The sequence below is a fragment of the Rhizobium anhuiense genome, from assembly GCF_003985145.1.
In the GTDB taxonomy this organism is placed as follows: domain Bacteria; phylum Pseudomonadota; class Alphaproteobacteria; order Rhizobiales; family Rhizobiaceae; genus Rhizobium; species Rhizobium anhuiense.
The window spans coordinates 266,134-285,216 of the sequence record NZ_ML133526.1 but is presented as its reverse complement, the minus strand read 5'-3'; the positions used below and the strand labels follow the sequence as shown (position 1 = coordinate 285,216).

The window sequence follows — 19,083 nt, the reverse complement described above, 5'->3', positions numbered from 1 at the left end:
ATCGCCTTGTCGATATGCGCGCCAACGGGAAGAGCCAGTACACGATGCCGAGTGAATATCTGGACGCCCTTATTCGCGAAGATATGGCACGCGAAGAAGATGGCCGCTATGCCCTATGCTCGCTGTTGCGGGCGGAAGAGGAATCCCGGCGCGGAGAAATGCTGCCCTTTTCGGCTCTGGATGCCGTCGACGCGGAACTGGATGAAGAGCTACGCTAGTGGCTCAGTGCGTTCTCATCCTGCCGGCCGACGACGCCGGCCGGCATAAGCGAGAGCATGTCGTCGTTTCTTAACTGACACCGAGGAACTGCTTCAGCTCTGCCGTCTGCGGATTGGCGAAGACTTCCTCCGGCCGGCCTGCTTCGTGGACCCGGCCCTGATGCATGAAGACGACACGGTTGCAGACGTCGCGGGCGAACTTCATCTCGTGGGTTACCATCAGCAGTGTCATGCCCTCGGCGGCAAGCTCGCGCACGACGGCCAGAACTTCGGCGACCAGTTCCGGATCGAGCGCGGAAGTGATTTCGTCACAGAGAAGGGCTGCAGGCTGCATGGCGAGCGCGCGGGCGATGGCGACGCGCTGCTGCTGGCCACCCGAGAGCTCGTCCGGATAGGCGTCGAACCTGTGGCCCAGCCCCACCCGCTCCAGCATCTTGCGGGCGGTGGCTTCGGCTTCGGCCTTCGGGGTTTTCTTGACCACGGTCTGCGACAGCATGACGTTGCCGCCGACCGTCAGGTGCGGGAAGAGGTTGAACTGCTGAAAGATCATGCCGACCTTGAGGCGCAAGGCCTTCAGATGCACTTCGTCATCGAGGAGCTGCGCGCCGGCCACGGAGATCGAGCCGTCGGTGATGGTCTCCAGGCCGTTGATGCAGCGAAGCAGGGTCGATTTTCCCGAGCCGCTCTTGCCGATAATGGCGATGACTTCGCCAGCCTCGACATCGAGATTGATGCCCTTCAGCACCTCGGTGGTTCCATAGCTCTTGCGGACTTCAGTGATTTCGATGAGCGACATTGAGCTTCCTTTCCAGGATCTGGCTGCTTTTCGACAAAGGCCAGCAGAGGGCGAAATAGATGAGGGCGACGAGCCCGTAGACGGTGAAGGGCTGGAAGGTGGCATTGGTGACCACGGTGCCGGCTTTCGACAGTTCGACGAAGCCGATGATCGAGGTCAGCGCCGTACCCTTGACGATTTGAACGGAGAAACCGACGGTGGGCGGTATGGCGACCCTCAGCGCCTGGGGCAAGATGACGTAGCGCATCTGCTGCAGCCGTCCCATGCCAAGGCTGGCGGAGGCTTCCCATTGCCCCTTGGCGACCGCTTCGACGCAGCCGCGCCAGATCTCGGCGAGGAAGGCAGCACTCCACAGGATGAGCGCCAAACCCGCGGCAAGCCAGGCCGGCACGTCGATCCCGAAGAGGCCGAGGCCGAAAAACGCGATGAAGAGCTGCATCAGCAGCGGCGTGCCCTGGAAGAGCTCGATATAATATTTCGCGATTGCCCTGAATGCCTTGCGCTTGCTGATGCGCAGGAACAGCAGCCCCAGTCCGACCACGCTGCCGCCGATGAACGAGACGAGCGAAAGCAGGATCGTCCAGCGGGTGGAGAGCAGCAGGTTGCGCAGGATGTCCCAGAGTGTGAACTCGATCATCGTGCCGCCCTCCTCGGGAAAATGAACCCGCCGACCACTCCCAGCAGCTGCCGGAGCAGGATTGCCAGGACGAGATAGATTGATGTCGAGACGATGTAGGCCTCGAAGGCGCGGAAGGTTCGTGATTGTATGAAGTTCGCCGCAAAGGTCAGATCCTCGGCGGCGATCTGCGACACGACCGATGAGCCGAGCATGACGATGACGACCTGCGACGATAGCGCCGGCCAGATGCGCTGCAGTGACGGCACGAGAACGACATGGCGGAAGGTTTCGAAGCGCGTCATGGCGAGGCTCTCGCCTGCCTCGAACTGGCCCTTCGGGGTCGCCTGGATGCCCGCACGGATAATTTCGCAGCTATAGGCGCCGAGGTTGATGACCATCGCGAGATTGGCGGCCGTCAGTTCGGGAAGCTGGAGGCCGAGCGACGGCAGACCGAAGAAGATGAAAAAGAGCTGGATCAGAAAGGGCGTGTTGCGGATCAGTTCGACATAGGTCGCAACGACAGGTTTCAGCCAGGCCGGGCCGAGTGCGCGCACCCAGGCGCAGAAGATGCCGAGGGCAATGCCGAGCACACCGCCGATCGCGATAAGCTCCAGGGTGACCAGTATGCCCTTGATGATCTCAGGGTAATATTGCAGCAGCCAGCCAAATTCGAAATGATAGCTCAAGGAATTGTCCCCTCTTGCGGTGACCGAGCGTCACGTCATCCCGCGTGCGGGCGCGGGATGACGTTGGTAAGACCGGGTCCTTAGAGATCCGACGGGAGATCAGCGCCGAGCCACTTCTGCGATATGGCGTTGAGCGATCCATCGGTTTTGGCGGCGGCGATAATGCCGTTCACCTTCTCCAGAAGCGCCGCCTGCTCCTTGTTGAGGCCGATGTAGCAGGGCGAATTCTTGATGAGGAACTTCAGCTCAGGGCGCTTGGGAGGATTTTTAGCGAGGATCGCAGCGGCCACGACGTTGCCGGTGGCGATGGTGTCGACCTGGCCGGACAGGAAGGCGGAGATGGTGCCGTTATTGTCCTCGTAGCGCTTGATCGTCGCATCGGCCGGCGCGATCTTCGTCAGTTCGAGGTCCTCCACGGCGCCGCGCGTGACGCCGATGCTCTTGCCCGCAAGATCCTCCGCCTTGGCGATCGAAAGATCGGCCGGCGCGAACACGCCATTGAAGAAGGGGGCATAGGCTGCCGAGAAATCGATCACCTTTTCGCGCTCCGCATTCTTGCCGAGGCTCGATATGACCAGATCGACTTTGTTCGTCTGCAGATAGGGGACGCGGTTGGCGCTGGTGACCGGCACGAGTTCGGTCTTGACGCCCAGCTTTTCGGCAATGAGATTGGCTACATCGATATCGTAGCCCATCGGCGCCATATCGGTGCCGACGCTACCGAAGGGCGGGAAATCCTGCGGGACGGCGACACGCAGCGTCCCGCGCGCCGTGATGTCGGCGAGAGCATCGGCATAGGACGCCGAGCCGAAGCCGAAGGTTGCAGCCAGGGTCGCGATTGCGAAGAAGAATCGTCTTGTCAGCATGTTTCAATTGCTCCTTTGAAGTTGTGATTTTTTGGGTCTGACGGTTGGGGATACGGCTCTGGGAGGAAGGGACAGGGAATTGCGCAGTTCCGAGAGCGGATCCGGACGCGCGGTGAGGTCGAGGCCCATTTCCACTTCGTCGAGATGTTCGACGGAGAGCTCCGCAGCTCTGCCGAAATCGCCCGCCTGCATCGCTTCGAAGATGCGGCAATGCCCGTCGTGAGACTGTGTCGCATGAAATTCAGACTGATAGAGCATCGAAATGAGGATCGTCCTCGCGGTGAGATCGCGCAGGATGTCGACGATGATGGCGTTCCCGCTCAATTCTGCGATGCGGATGTGAAAATCGCCCATCAAATAGGTCAGGCGCTGGCGGTCGCCGGCAGCCATGGCGCTTTTTTCCTCGTTCAAATGCGCGTCGAGAGCTTTATGTCCCTCGTCTGTCAGCACGCGCATGCTGCGCAGCAATCCGGCCTCGATGACGCGCCGCGCCTCATAGACCGCGATCGCCTCTTCGGCAGACGGCTCGACGACGAACCAGCCCCGTCTCGGACTGACATGTACGATGCCGCGTGTTTCCAGGCGCATCATGGCTTCGCGAACGCGGGTGCGGGACACGCCGAAAAGGGTTGCCAGCTGGTTTTCGCTGAGCCGCGTACCGGGCCGGATCTTGGCTGACAGAATCCCGGAAACGATCGTTTCCTCGATGGTCTTCTGCGTGGTCTCGGATGTCTGGCTATCTTGCATACAAGACAGAAAGCAAAGCGCGTGCCAAAATTCTGCGTTCAGGATTTCCAGGATATCTCGGATTCGGCGGCTGGAATTTGCACCCTGGGAATGCAGACTGAACGTAAATTGTGCGAGTGTCGGCAACTCGTTGTCAATCCGGATCGGCGCCGGCCGCCCAAAGCCCACAAAGCCCCTTCACTCTCGAAAAGCTGCTTGCGGCAAGACCGGTTCGGCCGGGGAATGGCAGCGGAAGACCGCGCGCAAGGGAGCCCTTGCAGAGTTTCTGATGCAATCGCTTTTGCGTGGCGCCGATCTGGATCTCGAACGGCAGCGCGACGAACCGCGTGATCTCCAGCTGTGAGACTTCTGCCGGCCACGAATGTGCTTTCCGAGGTGACACGGCCGCGTCCCGATACACATGCCTTGCAATGGCTGGACAGTCTCGATGAGGATCGCTCTTTCATCAGCGTCGTATCGATCGCGGAGATCCGGCGTGGCGTTGCATTGATGGCAAGCGGTCGGAATCGCGACGTGCTGGCCGAATGGCTTGCCCAGGACCTGCCAGCCGGTTGCGATAGGCTGGGGCGACTTGATGGGGTTCGCAAAGCGAAGCGGACGCGGCTTGTCGTCAATGGACGGCCTGATTGCCGCCACCGCGATTACTCATGATCTCACCCTCGCCGCCCGCAATATAAAGGATTAGAGGGCTTTGGGATCGAGCTTGTCGATCCTTGGACCGAGCGCCCGTGACGATCCGCAGAGCGGAGCGCCGTGGGATTTTTCTTTATTTATGCAAATCGTTTGCCCAAAACCGCTACGCACCTTTGGGCGACATGCATTAGAGCATTTCCGGTTTTCTCCGAATCATGGAAATGCTCTATCTCTTTGTTTTCACGCAATTCCGGGCGCAAAACCGCTTCGCACTTTTGCTGGAATTGCTCTAGTTGAAACTCGAGGTCTTGAGGAATTCCGCCAGCCGTTCGGTCTTCGGATGCACGAACATCTCCTTCGGATTGCCTTCCTCGCAGATGACGCCCTGGTTCATGAAGATGACGCGTGACGAAACGTCATAGGCAAAGCGCATCTCATGGGTGACGAGCAGCATGGTCATGCCGTCGGCGGCAAGCCCCTTGATGACCTGCAGCACTTCGCCCACCAGTTCCGGATCGAGTGCCGAGGTCACCTCATCGAACAGCATCAGCCTGGGCGACATGGCGATGGCGCGGGCGATCGCGACACGCTGCTGTTGGCCGCCGGAAAGCTGTCCGGGATAATGGTTCGCGCGGGCGGCAAGGCCGACACGATCGAGCCATTTCTCCGCGATGGCGCGAGCGTCCGGCTTCGTCATTTTCTTGACCTTGACGAGGCCTAGCATGACGTTTTCGGCGGCGCTCATATGCGGGAAGAGATTGAACTGCTGAAACGCCATGCCGGTCAGCGCGCGCTGTCGTGCAATCTCCTTCTCGCTCTTGCGTCGTCGCGTTGTCCCTTCCGCGCGGTAGCCGATCTCCTCGCCATCGAGGCTGATCGTGCCGCCCTGGAATTCCTCCAGCATGTTGATGCAGCGCAGCAGGGTGGTCTTTCCGGAGCCGGACGAGCCGATGATGGAAATGACTTCGCCTTCCTCCACGGCGCAATCGACGCCTTTGAGGACTTCGTGGATGCCGTAAGTCTTGCGCAGACCCTTGATGTCGAGAATGGTCTTGGCCATCGGGGGAACTCCTCAGGACGGCAGGGCGGTCTTGCGCTCGACATATTTGCCGAAGTGCTCGATGCCATAGTTGATGATGAAATAGAGACCACCGGCCAGGAAATAGAACTGGAGGCTCATGAAATTGCGGGAGATGATTTCCTGCGTACGCAGGAGAAGCTCCGCGACGCCGATGACGGAGAGCAGCGTCGAGGCCTTCACCATCTCGGCCGCCGTATTCACCCAGGCCGGCAGGCACTGGCGCATGGCCTGCGGCCACAGCACCGAGGTGAAGGTCTGGGTAAAGGTCAGGCCGATCGCCTTGGCGGCTTCGGTTTGTCCCTTCGGGATCGCCTGAAGCGCTCCACGGACGATTTCGCCGACATGGGAGGAGCAGAAGATAGCAAGGGCGAGCACGCCTGCCGAGAACGGCCCGAGATCGAGACCGACGGCGGCGGAGACATAATAGCTCGCCAGCACCAGCACGAGCACCGGCGTGCCGCGGATGATATCGGTATAGGCACGCACGGCCAGACGCAAAATGACGCCGCCATAGACGAGCGCCAAGCCGACGAAAACGCCGAGCACGGACCCCGCGAGGATGGCCAGCAGAGAGATCGACACGGTCACGCCGATGCCGTTCATGATGACGTAGCGGGCGATCCAGAGTTGTTCGAGAAAGGTGTGGGACATCAGGGTCTATCTCGGCAGCGCCAGACGGCGCTCGACGAAGCGCATGACGGCGGCGATGAGGAAACAGGTCGCGACATAAAGGGCCGATGTGACCATCCAGGTTTCGATGACGCGGAAACTCTCGACGTTGATCTTGCGGGCGGCAAAGGTCAGTTCCGGCACGGCGATGGCGGCGGCAAGCGAGGTGTCCTTGAAGAGCGAGATGATCGTCGAAGACAGCGATGGCAGCACGTTGCGCAGCATTAGGGGCGCGATGATGGAGCTGCGGATCTGCATCCCCGTCAGACCGATGGCAAGGCCCGCTTCCGTCAGGCCTCTTGGAATCGACAGCAGCCCGGCGCGGAACACTTCGGCCAGATAGGCGCCGGAATAGAGGGATAGAACCAGGACGAAGCTTTTTATCTTGTCGAGGCGCACGCCCATCTGCGGCAGCGCGAAAAAGGCGAAAAGCACCAGGACGAGAATCGGCAGGTTGCGAATGACCGTGACATAGACCCGGGCCGGCACGACCGCAAAGCGGCTTTTGGACGTCAGCGCGAAGGCCACGACGAGACCGATCACGGCTCCGATCAGGATCGAGATCACCGCGAGGCCGAGACTGAGCGCAAGCCCGCTCAAAAGAAAATCGAAATTGCGCCAGACGGCAGCGAAATTCAAAGTGTAACCCATACGGGCCGCCCTTTCAGACCAAAGCATGATGCCGAAAAGTGTGAGCAGTTTTCGGACGACATCATGCTCTCATTCTTTAGTCGAGCGGAGCGGGAGACAAGTCCCGCTCCGCATGGCTGTTACTTAAACTCGACGGGAAAGCCGATCTGCGGCGGCGCCAGATCCTTGCCGAACCAGGTCTTGAAGGACTTGGCGTAAAAGTCGAATTCAACGCCGGTCATGGCTTCGTGCAGGGCGGTGTTGACGAAGTTCAGCCAATCCTGATCGCCGCGCTTGACGGCGCAGGCATAGGTCTGCGGGTTCCAGCCGTAGCCGGCATCCTTATAGCGGCCCGGATTCTGCGTCATGTACCAGGCGAGCGACGACTGGTCCGTGGCGACTGCATCGGCACGTCCCGACTCCAGCGCCTGGTAGATCAGGTCGACGGATTCGTACTGGTCGACGGTCGCTTCCGGCAAGGCCGCATGCACCATGGCCTCGGCATAGACGTTCTGAAGGACGGAAATGGTGACGGAGGAGCCGGCTGCCTTGAGGGCGGCGTAATCGGCATATTTTCCGTCCGCTTTCAGCATCAGGCCCACGCCTTCGCGATAATAAGGAATGGTGAAGGCAACCTGCTGGGCGCGCTCGCCGGTAACGGTCATGAACTGGCAGGTGATGTCGACCTTGTCAGTGGTGATGTTCGGGATGCGGGCGTCGGAGGACTGGTTCACATACTCGATCTTCTCAGGATCGCCGAAGAGAGCCTTGGCGATGATATGGCCCATGTCGACGTCGAAGCCCTGAAGCTTGTCGTCGGCGCTTTTGAAGTGCCAGGGCGCATTGGTGCTGCCCGTGCCGAGGACGAGGTGGCCGCGGGCCAGCACTTCATCGAGCTTGCTGCCTTCGGCCAGCGCAGGCGTGGACAACAGGGCGGCGGCGATCAGCGACATCACGCCGGTGCGAAAGGAAATGGTCATGGCGTTCCCCTTGATAGGAAGTTTCTCATTAATCCAATATACCGGACATGTGTCTATTTTATTGGATTGGCTTATCAAGTGCCATCAGGGGTGAATTGTCAATGGGGCATGCTGAAAAAACGCGCAGTGGCGCGCGTGGCGGTTTTTTCGGCAGTGCAGCATTTCCCTCTTGTTTCAGAGGTTCCCCGTCATGCCCTTGCCGCCAGCGACTTGGCGGTCGTTGGCGGGCCTCATTTTCGGTGGGTTGAGGATGGTCCCGGTGAGCGAGGTGGAAGATGCAGCCCTCGGAGCCGGCGCCTCATGATCCGACTGCCTGGCGGCTTCTCGCCATATGTCGCGGCAGAATCGAGCCTGGCCCCGAGGCTCCGCCCTGCCCCGATGCGTGCACGCCGCTGCCGCTGGCGAGGCACGTTGAGCGGACTCGGCGACACGGTAGAATTCGCGCTTCCGCTCGATCGAAGGGGCAAAATGCGGATAACAAAGCCCAGCTTGTGGATTGGCTGGCCGACGCAGCGCATCGGCCACGGCCATTATGCAGCAAGGCCGTGGATGCGCCTGATCTCGTCGGCGACCAATGCCTGAAGCCGCCAGAGATTGCGGTCGCGAATGCCCTTCTCTTCGAGATGCTTGACGGTGAGATAGAGATATTCGGCGCAGGATCCCATATGGCCGCAAGCGCGTGCCAGGATCCCGGCGACTGTCGCCAATGGCAGCCTGCGCAGGACACGTTCTCCTTTCGGCCCGGCCCAGAATACCAGGGCGCGCAACGGCCCTTCCCGCGTTTCGACGGTAATCCAGCGGACGGAAGATGAATCGTCCAGGGTGCCGACTTCCCTGCGGATCATGCGGCGGATTTGGCCGAGGCGGTCCTGCTCGGCGAGCCTGAAGGCAACACCATTGCATTGCCCGCCTTGATCGAGCGCCATCATCAGGCCGGGCTGGACCTCCGTCGCGCGCCAGCGCGTCATATGCAGGCAGAAGGACCGGTGCCAGCCTCGGGCGCCGGCACGCCGCCATTCCACCGCATCGAAATCCGGCTTCCAGATCAGCGAACCGTAGGCAAATACCCAGAGCGGCCTGCCGAGCGACTCGCGGTGCAGACGTTCCGCAAGGTTTTCCAACTGCCCGTCGCTCAGCGGGAGCCGGCTGGGATCCGGTCCGGGATCTACCTCCAGCCGCAGGCTGAGCGAGACAAGCTCGTCGGTCAGGGCCATCGCGCTTCCACGATGCCGGCCCGAATTTCGCCCGGCAAAGGCGCCTTCCGTCAGCAGATCGGTTTGGGAGATCGCCCGCATCTAGTGAATAGTGTATTTGCTGAAATAGGTCTGCCGTTCCTTCAGGGTTCGCATCAACAGCGCAGCCTCCCTCATGATGGCGGTGAATGTCTTGTCATCGGCCGACGCAATGCTGTCCGTCATGGTCTGCAGGATGGCCATCAACTGCCCGACCGAGGCCCGGGACCGCTCGTCCCGTCCGTCGAGGCCGCTGATAAATTCCCCAAGCGTCAGAACGATCTTATCGACCATCTCGCGGCGGCGATCCCGCGGCGTCGCGTCACGAGGACCGTCGGCAAGCAGCGCGTCTTCGATATCGCTATCGGCCATGTCGCCCGCCGCATGACCGAATAGCCGGCTTCGACCCGTGCCGATCCCTGAACATCTCGGCAAGCGGCAATGTTCGGGATGGAGGATTGAAACTGGCTGTCATTCCAACGCGTTCGAGAACCGGCATTGATCGTCCTTTCGTTGAAATCACTATTGTCTACAAAACTAATGGATTAAAGAAATGGCAATTCAGGATTGAGGCGTAGTGCAGAAAACTATCCTTCTCCCGGCAGGTGACGAAACCGGCGACGGGCGGCGTCCCTGGGCGCGCGGAAATTGCGGTGGTGGCAGGCGAATAATCTACAAATTTGCTGGAAAAATAAAATGCGTTTTCTCCGATCGCCGAATTATTGCATCTGGCCCCTTTGAATATCGTCCCGCAGCTTGAGACATTATTGCCGGTCGCGGCAACGCGTGCCGTCCCCCTACCCCGACATGAGTTTCAGCAAGAAGGATAATGCCGTGACCGCTGCAGCAAGAACGCTTCCGATACTCGACCTCGGGCGTTTTGCATCCGATCACCCGGAACGGGAACAAGCGCTGGCCGAGCTTCGTGACGTCAGCCGGACACTCGGATTCTTCTATCTCACCGGACACGGCATTCCGCAGCGGCGGATCGACGATCTGAGCGAACTCGCACGCCGTTTCTTCTCGCTGCCGGAAGAGCAGAAGCTGGAAATCGAGATGCGCAAGTCGCCGCACTTCCGCGGCTATAACAGAGCCGGTTTCGAATATACGCGCGGCAAGCAGGATTGGCGGGAACAGGTCGATTTCGGTCCTGAACGTCGGAGGCTGGAGATCGGCCCGGGCGATCCTCCATGGAAGCGGCTGTTCGGCCCGAACCAATTCCCCTCGGCGCTTCCGCACATGCGTGCGGCCGTGCTCGAATGGATCGAAGAGGTGACCGCCGTCGGCCTGAAGGTGCTCCAGGCATTTTCCGAGGCGCTCGGCCAGAGCCCTGATGTCTTCGCACCGATCTACGCCAATGGTCCGAACCAGCTTCTGAAGATCGTGCGGTACCCCGGTCGCGATCAGACTGAGAGCGACCAGGGCGTCGGCGCCCACAAGGATGGCGGCTTCGTCACCATCTTGCTGCAGGACGTCATTGGCGGCCTGCAGGTGGACGACGGCGAAGGCGGCTGGATCGACGCGCCGCCGATCCGCGGCACCTTTGTCGTCAATGTCGGAGAGCTCTTGGAACTCGCCTCCAACGGTTACCTCAAGGCCAATATCCATCGCGTCGTCACCCCGCCGGCCGGCGGCGACAGGCTATCCATTCCGTTTTTCCTCGGCGCGAATCTGGCTGCGACCATCCCTGTTCTCGACTTGCCGCCAGCGCTTCTTGCAGAGGTGCGGGGCGTGACGCAGGATCCTCTCAATCCTTTGTTCCGCGAGGTGGGCCGCAACGTGCTGAAATCGCGGCTGCGCTCGCATCCCGACGTGGCGCGCGAGCATCATGCGGACCTTTTGGACGGGCGGTAACATAGACCTTGACCATCCGGCGTTCACCGAAGCACGCTGGAATCGACACATCCGGCGCGGGGGCCGCCCATGAAGCTGAATACGTCTTCGATCATAACCGTGATCCTGCTTGCGGCCATGTTCGGCCTCGTCGCGCTCAATCCCTTCGGCAGGAATATCATCGTCCACCAGGATGGCGGGCCGGCACCATCGGCGCACTGAAGTGTCTTCGCCGACCTGCCTTCGCTCTAAGGAGCGGCCCGGGAATTCGACCAAAAATGTGCCTGATGCGCCGCCAAATTCGGGACGGAGGCGATGAGCGAGCGCGTGTAGGGATGCTGCGGATGGTCGAACACCTGCTCCACCGATCCGCTTTCGACGATCACCCCATCTTTCATGACGGCGATCCGGTGGCTCATATGCTGGACGACACCCAGATCATGCGAGATGAATATCATCGAAAGCCCCAGCCGCTGCTGCAGATCGCCCAGCAGATCCAATACCTGCGCCTGGGTCGTCACATCCAGCGCAGAAACCGGCTCGTCGCAGATCAAAAGCTTTGGTTCTGCGGCGAGCGCCTGCGCAATCGAGACGCGTTGACGCTGCCCGCCGGAAAGCGCGGTCGGGCGGCGGGCGAGCAATGCCGGCGCGAGGCCGACCATCTCGATCAGTTCCGCCACCTTCCGCCGGCGCGCCACCTTGTCGAGCCTGCCGAGCAGCCGTAGCGGCTGTTCTATGATGCGCTCGACGGTGAAACGCGGATCGAATGAACTCAAAGGATCTTGACTGATCGTCTGGATGCCGGCTCGCGCCGGCCGGCGGGCGGCTTCGGTCAGCGCACTCCAGGGGCGCCCATCAAAGAGCACGTCGCCGCACTTCGGGCTGCGCAGCGCGAGCGCGATCTTGCCGAGTGTCGTCTTGCCGGAGCCGGATTCGCCGACAATGCCCAGCGTTTCTCCATGGCCGATCTGCAGCGACACGTCCCTGACCGCCTCCAGGAGACTGCCGTCGGGACGCCGGAAGCTGACGGAGACATTGCGGACCTGCAGCAGCGGCTCTCCATCGACCGGCGCGCGGCTATAGACCGGCGCGGCATCGGGCGCACTCAGGCGCCGGCCGCGCGTGGCGCCTGTGGGTACCGCAGCCAGCAGGCGGCGGGTATAGGCGTGCTGCGGGGCGGAGAGCACGTCTTGCGCCGGGCCTGATTCAACGAGACGGCCATTCTGCATGACCGCCACACGATCGGCCAATTGCGCCGCAACGGCAAGATCATGGGTGATCAGAAGAACGCCGAAGCCTGCGTTCGCCAGACCCTTGAAGACCGATAGAACCTGCTGTTGGACGGTCGCGTCGAGTGCCGTGGTCGGTTCGTCGGCGATCAGCAGACGCGGCTCGCCCGCAAGCGCCGATGCGATGAGGGCTCGCTGCCGAAGCCCGCCGGAAAGCTCATGCGGATACTGGGCGGCGCGCAATTCCGGCTCGGCAATGCCGACGCGCGTCAGAAGTTCGCCGACGCGCGCGGCCACCTGCGATCGCGCCACGAGCCGATGCGCAAGCAACGGCTCGGCGATCTCGCGCCCGACCATGCGCAGCGGGTTGAGGGAAACCAAGGCGTCCTGCAGCACGAAGCCGATCTCGCGGCCGCGGATACTTTGCCAGGCCTTCTGCGACTGCCGCAGCAGATCGAGCGGCCGGCCGTCATGTCCCGCCAGCACCATCCTGCGGGCCTGGACATGCGCATACGGGCCGGCAAGACCGACCAGCGTGCGCGCCGTCACCGATTTCCCCGATCCGGACTCGCCGACCAGCGCGAGGATCTCGCCCGGCGCGATCCGCAGGGAAAGATCCGAAACGGCCTCGACGACGCCCTGTGGCGTGTCGAAGGCGACATGCAACCCATCGATCTCGAGGAGCGGTGGGCTGGGCGAGGCAAAGATGGGCGGGCGCGGACCGGGTCGTATGTTCATCAGGCATCACCCCGCGCCAGAAGCGTCTGCAATCGCCTGGCGACAAGGGTGATCGAAATCACCGAGACTGCGACCACGGTGGCCGGCAGCAGACTTGTCCAGGGAGCGATATCGATGAAATTGCGGCCGTTCGCCAAGAGCGCTCCCCATTCGGCGGCAGGCGGCACGACACCGAGGCCGAGAAAACTCAGCGCCGAGGCGGTCAGTACCGAGGCGCCGACGCCGATCGTCGCAAGGATGACCAGCGGCCGGACGGCGTTCGGCACGATATGCTCGATAATGATCGTCCAGGGATGTTCACCAAGCGCCACGGCATGCTCGACATAGCCGGAGAGCTTGACCTGCAGGACTTGCGAGCGGATCAGGCGGGCGTAACCGGCGATGGAGGAGAGGCCAACGGCCAGCAGGGTGTTGAGCGGTCCTCGCCCGAGCACGGCGATCACCAGCAGCGCCAGCAATATTTCCGGAAACGCCAGGAGAATGTCGATCACCCGGACCAGAAGCCGGCTCATCGGCTTCGGCGACAGGGCTGCAGCCGTCCCCAGAATGACGCCGCCGAAACAGGCGATCACCGTGGCCCCGATCCCGATCGTCAGCGACTGCGATGTTCCGTAGACGATGCGGGAAAAGAGATCGCGTCCCAGTTCATCGGTTCCAAACCAGTGAATGCCGCTTGGCGCTTCCAAGATGGCATTGGTGTCGATCGCGTCCGGATCGAACGCCGTAAACCATTGCGGCACCCAGACGGCAAAGGCGAGGACGACGACCGCGGCAAGCGGCAGCAGCAGCCCCGGCGCGCGCCAGGGATGCCTGCGACGAGAACCGAGAGCCGTGCGGTCGCGCAGCACCGTATCGAACAATTCCGTACTGCTCATGCTGCCCTCCTTCGCAGGCGCGGATCGATCAGCAGATAGAGGGCATCGACCAGAAGGTTGATGATGACGAAGACGAAGGCGGACAGCATCACCAGCCCCAGGACGAGCGGCATGTCGCGGGTCTTGATGGCCTGCAGGGTGATCTGCCCGATGCCGGAACGGCCGAACACGGTCTCGGTGAGGATCGAGCCGCCAAGCGTGCTTGCAAACAGCGTTCCCGTCAAAGTAGAAGCAGCAAGTGCCGCATGGCGCAGGCCGTGCCGCAGCCGGAGAGCCGTCTCGCCGACGCCACGCGTGCGAACCGTCAGCGAAAAGGGCTGAAGCAGCGCCTCCTCCAGGCCATCCCGCAGCACCTGGGTCAGCAGTGCCGCCAGCGGCAGGCTGAGCGCAATGGCCGGCAGGACCAGCGCGGAAAAGCCGGCATTGCCCGTCACCGGAAACCATTGCAGTCGGAAACTGAAGACCGACAGCAGCACGATGCCGATCCAGTAGACGGGCGTGCTGAGCAGGACCAGTTCGATGCCGGAGATGGCAATAGCGATCCCCTTGCGCCGGCCGGCGGTAGCCAGCGCAATGCTCAAGGACAGGATCAAGGCGATGAAAATCGCACTGCCGGCGAGCTGCAATGTCGGCCCGGCCGCCTCGTAGATGAGCTCTGTAACCGGCTGGCGATATTGATAGCTTTCACCGAAATCGCCGGTCAGGGCATTGAGCACGTAGCGCGCATATTGAACGTAGAGCGGCTGATCCAAACCGTATTGCTGCGTCAGCACGGCGCGTTCAGCCGCGTCGACCACGTTCTCGCCGCCCGACAGCACCGAGACGGGATCGCCGGGAATAAGTTTTACGGCGACAAAGGCGATCGTTGCGGCGCCCCAGAGCACCGCAACGACGACACCGAGCCGCTTCAACCCGGCGCGGATCAAATTACGGCTCGAGCCAGGCATCATAGAACAGCGGCTTTGCGTTTGTTGCCCAGCTGATGCCGTGAAGCTTCTTCGACGCCCCGAGCTGGTAGGCGGCGACAAAGAGCGGGACCGCATAGGCCTGTCCGACGATTTCCGACTGGATCTCGCCATAGAGTTGCTTCCGTTCCGCATCGCTCGCACCGATGGCCTTGCTCAGCTTCTCATCGAGGCTGTTGACGCGCACGTAATCGGATCCGTTCGGCGGCGCATAGGCCGAATGGAACACCGTGCGCAATATGTCCGGTTCCGCTCGGACAAAGTAGAAGGAGACCAGATCGTAATCATTGCTGTTGGCCCGGGCGGTGTAGCCGCCGGCGTCGACCGGATCGAGCTGGAAATCGAAGCCGGCCTGGCGGACCTGATATTGCACCGCCTGCGCAAGGGTCACATTCGATGCGCCGACGGACGCGCTGTCATAGACATAATGCACGGTAAGGCGCCGGCCGTCCTTCGTGCGAAATCCCTCGGCATCTTTTTTCGTCCAACCGGCCTCGTCGAGCAGCTTGTTCGCCTTGGCGAGATCGAAGCCCCAGGTGCCGGCGACGCCGCCATCGTAATAGAGCGTCGACGGCCCGAGGATGTTGTCGGCCGGCTTGAGCGTGCCGAGATAGGCGGCCTTTACCGCCGCCGCCCCATTCACGGCGCTCTGGAAGGCCTGACGGACCTTGACGTCCTGGAAAGGCTCCTTGGAGGTGTTGAGGAAATAGGAACTGTTGACGCCGGGATTCTCCCTGGTCACGACCTGAAGCTTGTCATCGCCCCGCACGGAGCGGTAATTGGCGGGCGGAACTTCGTCGATCGCCTGAACCTGGCCGCTTGCCAGGGCGCCGAGGCGAACCGATGATTCCGGCAGATATTTGAAGTCGATGCCGTTGAAATGGGCCGGGCCGGTATGCTTGGCATAACCCGGCCCCCAATTGTAGTCGGCGCGGCGCGTGAGCTTGCTGCCACTGCCCTTGACGAAGCTTTCGAGAATATAGGGACCGGAGCCGACAACCGTATTGGTCGTGCTCGTCGCCTTCTGCAGATAGGTCGGCGACTGGATTCCGAGATAGGGCAGGCTCAACCCCTGAAGCAGCGGCGCGAAAGGCTTGCTATAGTGGATGACGAGTGTGCCGGCATCGACCGCCTCGATCTTGTCGATCGGGCCGAGCAGCGATTTTGCGTAGCTCGACGTCGTCTTCGGATCGAGGATCCGGTCGAAATTGTACTTGACCGCCGCGGCATCGAGCGGCGTGCCGTCGCTGAAGGTCACGCCCTGCCTGAGATGAAACGTATAGAAGGTGTTGTCGCCGTTGATCTCCCAGCGTTCGGCCAGCCACGGCGCGAAACTATTGTCCTCGGCTTGCCCGACGAGGGAATCGACGAGGTTTCGGCTGATGACGGCGGTAATCGAGCTGCCGGTAATCGACGGATCTATGATCGCCGTGTCCGTGGCCAGCCCAACGGTCAGCGTGCCGCCCTCCACCGGCTTTGCGCTCTCGGCCGCATGCGCTTGCGGGCCTGCAGATGCCAGAAGGGAAAATGTCAGAAGGGGAAATGTCAGGGCAAAAGCAATGCGATTTCGTCTAGGGAATGTCTTGAAAGTCTTTACGGTCATATCTGGTCCCGGAGTTGGTGATGCTTCAGGTCTGGCCCGGCGGCTGTTCAAGTGTCGATGAACAATCAGGCGTTAGCATATATTGTCTATTAAATTTATGGACTAAAGGCATTCTGGTTCATTTGCGCCCGCGGATGAAAAAATCCGTTCCGCAAAAATCTTCTCGGCGAGCTCGGGAAAAAACGGCTTCTTGATGCGGCATGGCGGGTTCCGACCTTCGCCGTCGTCAGCTTAGAGATCTACGAGGTGATCGAAATCGCCACAGTCCCTGGCGATCGGCTCTTTGCGCGCCCATCGGTGCTCGCTGGACGTGAGACAAGCGCGTAGGCGCTAAACGGCGGCGGCAAGATGCGGTGTCGAATATTGCGCGGCCGGATCCGGCAGTCCGAGGTTGGACCGCAATGTGCTCTCGCCGTAGTCGGTCCGGTAGACGCCTCTTTCCTGGAGGATCGGTACGACCCGTTCGACAAATTCGTCGAAGCCGCCGGGCGTCAGATGCGGTGCGAAGACAAATCCGTCGGCCGCGTCCGCCTGCACATAGCGGTTGATCTCGGTGGCGATTTCATCAGGCGTACCGACGAAATGCTGCCGGCCGGTGACGTGAATGATCAACTGGCGAATGCTGAGCTTGTCGCGCTCGGCCAGTTCACGCCACACACGCGCCGTTTCCAGCCTGCCGGCGACGTCCTGATTGTTGGCGCGTCCCTGTGCCAGTCGCTCCTCGGAAATATCCGGCTCGATATCCGGCAAAGGTCCCTCCGGATCATAATTCGACAGGTCCCTGTTCCAGACCTGCTCCAGAAAGACGATCGCATTCCTGGGGCTGACCTGCTGAAGACGAATTGCTCTCAGCTTCTCCTGCGCATCCGCCTGGGTGTCGCCGATCACGAAATTGGCGCCGGGCAGGATCTTCAGCGCGTTCGGGTTTCGACCGTATTTCGTCAGACGCCGCTTCACATCGGCATAGAAGACCTGACCGGCTTCGAGCGAGCCGTGGCGGGAATAGATCAGGTCGGCATGGCTGGCGGCAAGCTCGCGCCCCTCGTCGGAATCTCCCGCCTGCGCGATCACCGGGGCGCCTTGTGGAAGCGGCGCCAATGCCGATCGGGCAGCGATGTCGAAATGCCTGGAATTGGCGGCCAGATCACCGCCGGTCCACAGCTTGCGCGCGGCTTCGATGAATTCCCGGGCGCGCTCGTAGCGCTCGCGGTGCGGCAGGTGATCGCCGCGGCGGAAATTCGCGCCGGTAAATGCGCCCGGCGAAGTGACGACATTCCAGCCGGCGCGTCCGCCGGAGAGAATATCGAGCGTCGCCAGTTGCCGCGCGAGTGGATAGGGTTCGTTGAAGGTCGTGGTCAGGGTGCCGATCAGGCCGACATGATCTGTGATCGATGCAAGCGCCGTCAGAATCGCCAGCGTATTCGGGCGACCGGCGACATCGAGCTCATGGAAGCGGCCATCCTGCTCGCGGACCCGCAGGCCTTCCGCCAGAAAGATGAAGTCGAATTTTCCGCGCTCCACGGTTTCGGCAAAATGCCTGAACGACGAAAACTCGATCTGGCTTCCTGCCGCCGGATCGCTCCAGACTGTGAAGTTGTTGACGCCGGGAAACTGGGCTCCCAGGATAACCTGTTTCTTGGTCATGGACGGTCCTTTCCGCTCATGCAGCAGAGGTGTAGCGATTGATGGCGGCGGGCAGGCCGAGGCGTTCTCGAAGCGTCCCGCTTCCCGGCTTTCGCAAGAGCGATGCCTCGCCGAGCGCCGGAAGGAGCGTATCGACGAGGTGATCGAGTTGCCTGGGATCGCGCACGATCAGGCGGATGCCATTGGCGCCGGATGTTGCGATCCGGCCGACTGCAGCGATTAATTCGGCGACGGAAGACGGCGCAGGATCGATGTCGAGATCGACAAAGAAGGTTTGAGCTTTCGGGCCGGCGGGAAGATCGCGCAGATCGGAACCGATGAAGACGATATCGGCCGTGGCCGAGGCGTCGCCAGCCTCGGTCCGGACGGCGGCCACGACCGGCTGGCCCTGCGGCGGACGTGGTGTGATGGACGGTCCGAGGACTTTAAACCCTGCGCTCTCGAAATTGATGTAGTGAAGCTTGGCGCCGTCCAAAAAGCGAAAGCTTTCCCGGTCGCGGATGATAGCGTCTTCTTCCCAGCTGTCCCACAGGCGACGGATGACCTCGACCGCGTCCGTTGCATCCTGTTCCAGGGCCGGCCCGTCTATCGCCGGCCCATCTGTCACTGGAAAACCACCGAGTGTGCCGATCGCCTGCTTTGCCTGCAGAACACGATCGCCGCGCAGCTGCTGGGCGAAAAGCCCGGCCCGGCCTTCGCTGACATAGTCGAGGGTCGCCACTGCGGTCGAAACGTGGAAAGGCTCGAGAAAATTGATCGGGGCGCCGGCGAGGATGCCGATCTTGCGGCTGTGCGGCGCCAGCCAGTTGGCAAGCAGAATGGCATCCAGTCCGTCACCGCCGGCCGCGGCGAAACCGTCCTCCAAAGTGATGAATTCGACCACCTCGTCGAGACGAGAAACCAGGGTCCGCCAAAGGTCGCGCTGGGAGGTGTGGCTGTCGAGCGGGTATGCGGCGACATCAACGCCGACGCCGACTTGAAGTCCATGGGGAAGCGTCATGATCTTTTCCGTTGGAATGGTAGATTGGTCATCGCGCTC

20 protein-coding genes and 2 pseudogenes are annotated in these 19,083 nt (G+C 61.5%); 5 read left to right on the top strand and 17 right to left on the bottom strand.

The genetic code is table 11. From position 1 onward, the window contains the following. Window positions 1–44 precede the first annotated feature (44 nt). Window positions 45–218 (top strand): hypothetical protein, encoded by a 174-nt coding sequence (locus tag EEQ99_RS18225; RefSeq protein WP_244604819.1) that lies wholly within the window; start codon window positions 45–47, stop codon window positions 216–218. A gap of 70 nt (window positions 219–288) precedes the next feature. Here EEQ99_RS18225 and EEQ99_RS18220 read toward each other — a convergent pair whose 3' ends face one another. From EEQ99_RS18220 to EEQ99_RS18200, 5 genes are all read right to left on the bottom strand, one after another. Further along, entirely contained in the window at window positions 289–1,014 is a 726-nt protein-coding gene (locus EEQ99_RS18220) for an amino acid ABC transporter ATP-binding protein (RefSeq protein ID WP_047613813.1), read from the bottom strand. Next, the gene (locus tag EEQ99_RS18215) at window positions 992–1,651 is read right to left on the bottom strand and encodes an amino acid ABC transporter permease (protein ID WP_063474010.1); all 660 of its coding nucleotides are present in this window, start codon (window positions 1,649–1,651) and stop codon (window positions 992–994) included. The genes EEQ99_RS18220 and EEQ99_RS18215 overlap by 23 nt, the downstream gene beginning before the upstream one ends. Further along, window positions 1,648–2,319: an amino acid ABC transporter permease gene (locus EEQ99_RS18210; protein WP_047616948.1), complete on the bottom strand. Its 672-nt coding sequence runs from the start codon at window positions 2,317–2,319 to the stop codon at window positions 1,648–1,650. Before EEQ99_RS18210 ends, EEQ99_RS18215 begins: the two co-directional genes overlap by 4 nt. A gap of 80 nt (window positions 2,320–2,399) precedes the next feature. Next, a complete protein-coding gene (locus EEQ99_RS18205; protein WP_063474011.1) occupies window positions 2,400–3,185 on the bottom strand; it encodes a transporter substrate-binding domain-containing protein in 786 nt (261 codons plus the stop codon). A gap of 3 nt (window positions 3,186–3,188) precedes the next feature. Then, a complete protein-coding gene (locus EEQ99_RS18200; RefSeq protein WP_063474012.1) occupies window positions 3,189–3,932 on the bottom strand; it encodes a GntR family transcriptional regulator in 744 nt (247 codons plus the stop codon). Window positions 3,933–4,143: 211 nt separating this feature from the next. Here EEQ99_RS18200 and EEQ99_RS35165 point away from each other — a divergent pair. Both EEQ99_RS35165 and EEQ99_RS35160 read left to right on the top strand, forming a co-directional pair. Beyond that, a pseudogene (locus EEQ99_RS35165) lies at window positions 4,144–4,275 on the top strand (prevent-host-death protein); the annotation flags it as partial. Beyond that, window positions 4,272–4,664, top strand: a pseudogene (locus tag EEQ99_RS35160) (PIN domain-containing protein). The pseudogenes EEQ99_RS35165 and EEQ99_RS35160, both read left to right, overlap by 4 nt. A 190-nt stretch (window positions 4,665–4,854) precedes the next feature. On the opposite strand, the gene EEQ99_RS18180 reads toward EEQ99_RS35160, so the two are convergent. The 6 genes from EEQ99_RS18180 to EEQ99_RS18155 all read right to left on the bottom strand — a co-directional run bounded on the left by EEQ99_RS18180 (window position 4,855) and on the right by EEQ99_RS18155 (window position 9,529). Then, window positions 4,855–5,625 (bottom strand): amino acid ABC transporter ATP-binding protein, encoded by a 771-nt coding sequence (locus EEQ99_RS18180; RefSeq protein WP_063474013.1) that lies wholly within the window; start codon window positions 5,623–5,625, stop codon window positions 4,855–4,857. Between the two features lie 12 nt (window positions 5,626–5,637). Continuing rightward, entirely contained in the window at window positions 5,638–6,297 is a 660-nt protein-coding gene (locus EEQ99_RS18175) for an amino acid ABC transporter permease (protein WP_027664855.1), read from the bottom strand. A gap of 6 nt (window positions 6,298–6,303) precedes the next feature. Further along, window positions 6,304–6,966 carry an amino acid ABC transporter permease gene (locus tag EEQ99_RS18170; RefSeq protein ID WP_127430869.1) on the bottom strand — a complete coding sequence of 221 codons (663 nt, stop codon included), beginning with the start codon at window positions 6,964–6,966 and terminating at the stop codon, window positions 6,304–6,306. 119 nt (window positions 6,967–7,085) lie between these two features. Further along, window positions 7,086–7,925: a transporter substrate-binding protein gene (locus EEQ99_RS18165; protein ID WP_127430868.1), complete on the bottom strand. Its 840-nt coding sequence runs from the start codon at window positions 7,923–7,925 to the stop codon at window positions 7,086–7,088. A gap of 530 nt (window positions 7,926–8,455) precedes the next feature. Beyond that, the gene (locus tag EEQ99_RS18160; protein ID WP_127430867.1) at window positions 8,456–9,139 is read right to left on the bottom strand and encodes a gamma-glutamylcyclotransferase; all 684 of its coding nucleotides are present in this window, start codon (window positions 9,137–9,139) and stop codon (window positions 8,456–8,458) included. Window positions 9,140–9,220: 81 nt separating this feature from the next. After that, window positions 9,221–9,529 carry a hypothetical protein gene (locus EEQ99_RS18155; RefSeq protein WP_127430866.1) on the bottom strand — a complete coding sequence of 103 codons (309 nt, stop codon included), beginning with the start codon at window positions 9,527–9,529 and terminating at the stop codon, window positions 9,221–9,223. 435 nt (window positions 9,530–9,964) lie between these two features. Between EEQ99_RS18155 and EEQ99_RS18150 the strand changes: the two genes are divergently transcribed. Together EEQ99_RS18150 and EEQ99_RS35385 are read left to right on the top strand one after the other, a co-directional pair. Next, window positions 9,965–11,011 carry an isopenicillin N synthase family dioxygenase gene (locus tag EEQ99_RS18150; protein WP_174824468.1) on the top strand — a complete coding sequence of 349 codons (1,047 nt, stop codon included), beginning with the start codon at window positions 9,965–9,967 and terminating at the stop codon, window positions 11,009–11,011. A gap of 69 nt (window positions 11,012–11,080) precedes the next feature. Further along, complete coding sequence (locus EEQ99_RS35385; RefSeq protein WP_280178090.1) at window positions 11,081–11,212, top strand: hypothetical protein; 132 nt, start codon at window positions 11,081–11,083, stop codon at window positions 11,210–11,212. A 26-nt stretch (window positions 11,213–11,238) separates the two neighbouring features. Here the strand turns inward: EEQ99_RS35385 and EEQ99_RS18145 are convergent, their stop codons facing one another. From EEQ99_RS18145 to EEQ99_RS18120, 6 genes are all read right to left on the bottom strand, one after another. Beyond that, window positions 11,239–12,957: a dipeptide ABC transporter ATP-binding protein gene (locus tag EEQ99_RS18145; RefSeq protein ID WP_127430864.1), complete on the bottom strand. Its 1,719-nt coding sequence runs from the start codon at window positions 12,955–12,957 to the stop codon at window positions 11,239–11,241. Beyond that, window positions 12,957–13,832, bottom strand: coding sequence for an ABC transporter permease (locus EEQ99_RS18140; protein WP_127430863.1), 876 nt, complete (start codon window positions 13,830–13,832; stop codon window positions 12,957–12,959). The genes EEQ99_RS18145 and EEQ99_RS18140 overlap by 1 nt, the downstream gene beginning before the upstream one ends. Beyond that, window positions 13,829–14,758: an ABC transporter permease gene (locus tag EEQ99_RS18135; protein WP_244604818.1), complete on the bottom strand. Its 930-nt coding sequence runs from the start codon at window positions 14,756–14,758 to the stop codon at window positions 13,829–13,831. Before EEQ99_RS18135 ends, EEQ99_RS18140 begins: the two co-directional genes overlap by 4 nt. 1 nt (window position 14,759) lies before the next feature. Then, window positions 14,760–16,400, bottom strand: a complete 1,641-nt coding sequence (locus EEQ99_RS18130) for an ABC transporter substrate-binding protein (protein WP_244604817.1) — start codon at window positions 16,398–16,400, stop codon at window positions 14,760–14,762. A gap of 330 nt (window positions 16,401–16,730) precedes the next feature. Further along, complete coding sequence (locus EEQ99_RS18125) at window positions 16,731–18,044, bottom strand: LLM class flavin-dependent oxidoreductase (RefSeq protein ID WP_127430861.1); 1,314 nt, start codon at window positions 18,042–18,044, stop codon at window positions 16,731–16,733. A gap of 16 nt (window positions 18,045–18,060) precedes the next feature. Continuing rightward, on the bottom strand, window positions 18,061–19,044 hold the full coding sequence (locus EEQ99_RS18120; protein ID WP_127430860.1) for an LLM class flavin-dependent oxidoreductase: 984 nt from the start codon (window positions 19,042–19,044) through the stop codon (window positions 18,061–18,063). Window positions 19,045–19,083: the final 39 nt, after the last annotated feature.

Bases quoted from the DNA above. Each gene is read 5' to 3' on its own strand.
- EEQ99_RS18225 (WP_244604819.1), top strand. From the start codon at position 45: ATGCCGAGTGAATATCTGGACGCCCTTATTCGCGAAGATATGGCACGC.
- EEQ99_RS18220 (WP_047613813.1), bottom strand. From the start codon at position 1,014: ATGTCGCTCATCGAAATCACTGAAGTCCGCAAGAGCTATGGAACCACC.
- EEQ99_RS18215 (WP_063474010.1), bottom strand. From the start codon at position 1,651: ATGATCGAGTTCACACTCTGGGACATCCTGCGCAACCTGCTGCTCTCC.
- EEQ99_RS18205 (WP_063474011.1), bottom strand. From the start codon at position 3,185: ATGCTGACAAGACGATTCTTCTTCGCAATCGCGACCCTGGCTGCAACC.
- EEQ99_RS18200 (WP_063474012.1), bottom strand. From the start codon at position 3,932: ATGCAAGATAGCCAGACATCCGAGACCACGCAGAAGACCATCGAGGAA.
- EEQ99_RS18180 (WP_063474013.1), bottom strand. From the start codon at position 5,625: ATGGCCAAGACCATTCTCGACATCAAGGGTCTGCGCAAGACTTACGGC.
- EEQ99_RS18175 (WP_027664855.1), bottom strand. From the start codon at position 6,297: ATGTCCCACACCTTTCTCGAACAACTCTGGATCGCCCGCTACGTCATC.
- EEQ99_RS18170 (WP_127430869.1), bottom strand. From the start codon at position 6,966: ATGGGTTACACTTTGAATTTCGCTGCCGTCTGGCGCAATTTCGATTTT.
- EEQ99_RS18165 (WP_127430868.1), bottom strand. From the start codon at position 7,925: ATGACCATTTCCTTTCGCACCGGCGTGATGTCGCTGATCGCCGCCGCC.
- EEQ99_RS18160 (WP_127430867.1), bottom strand. From the start codon at position 9,139: ATGGCCCTGACCGACGAGCTTGTCTCGCTCAGCCTGCGGCTGGAGGTA.
- EEQ99_RS18155 (WP_127430866.1), bottom strand. From the start codon at position 9,529: ATGGCCGATAGCGATATCGAAGACGCGCTGCTTGCCGACGGTCCTCGT.
- EEQ99_RS18150 (WP_174824468.1), top strand. From the start codon at position 9,965: ATGAGTTTCAGCAAGAAGGATAATGCCGTGACCGCTGCAGCAAGAACG.
- EEQ99_RS35385 (WP_280178090.1), top strand. From the start codon at position 11,081: ATGAAGCTGAATACGTCTTCGATCATAACCGTGATCCTGCTTGCGGCC.
- EEQ99_RS18145 (WP_127430864.1), bottom strand. From the start codon at position 12,957: ATGAACATACGACCCGGTCCGCGCCCGCCCATCTTTGCCTCGCCCAGC.
- EEQ99_RS18140 (WP_127430863.1), bottom strand. From the start codon at position 13,832: ATGAGCAGTACGGAATTGTTCGATACGGTGCTGCGCGACCGCACGGCT.
- EEQ99_RS18130 (WP_244604817.1), bottom strand. From the start codon at position 16,400: ATGACCGTAAAGACTTTCAAGACATTCCCTAGACGAAATCGCATTGCT.
- EEQ99_RS18125 (WP_127430861.1), bottom strand. From the start codon at position 18,044: ATGACCAAGAAACAGGTTATCCTGGGAGCCCAGTTTCCCGGCGTCAAC.
- EEQ99_RS18120 (WP_127430860.1), bottom strand. From the start codon at position 19,044: ATGACGCTTCCCCATGGACTTCAAGTCGGCGTCGGCGTTGATGTCGCC.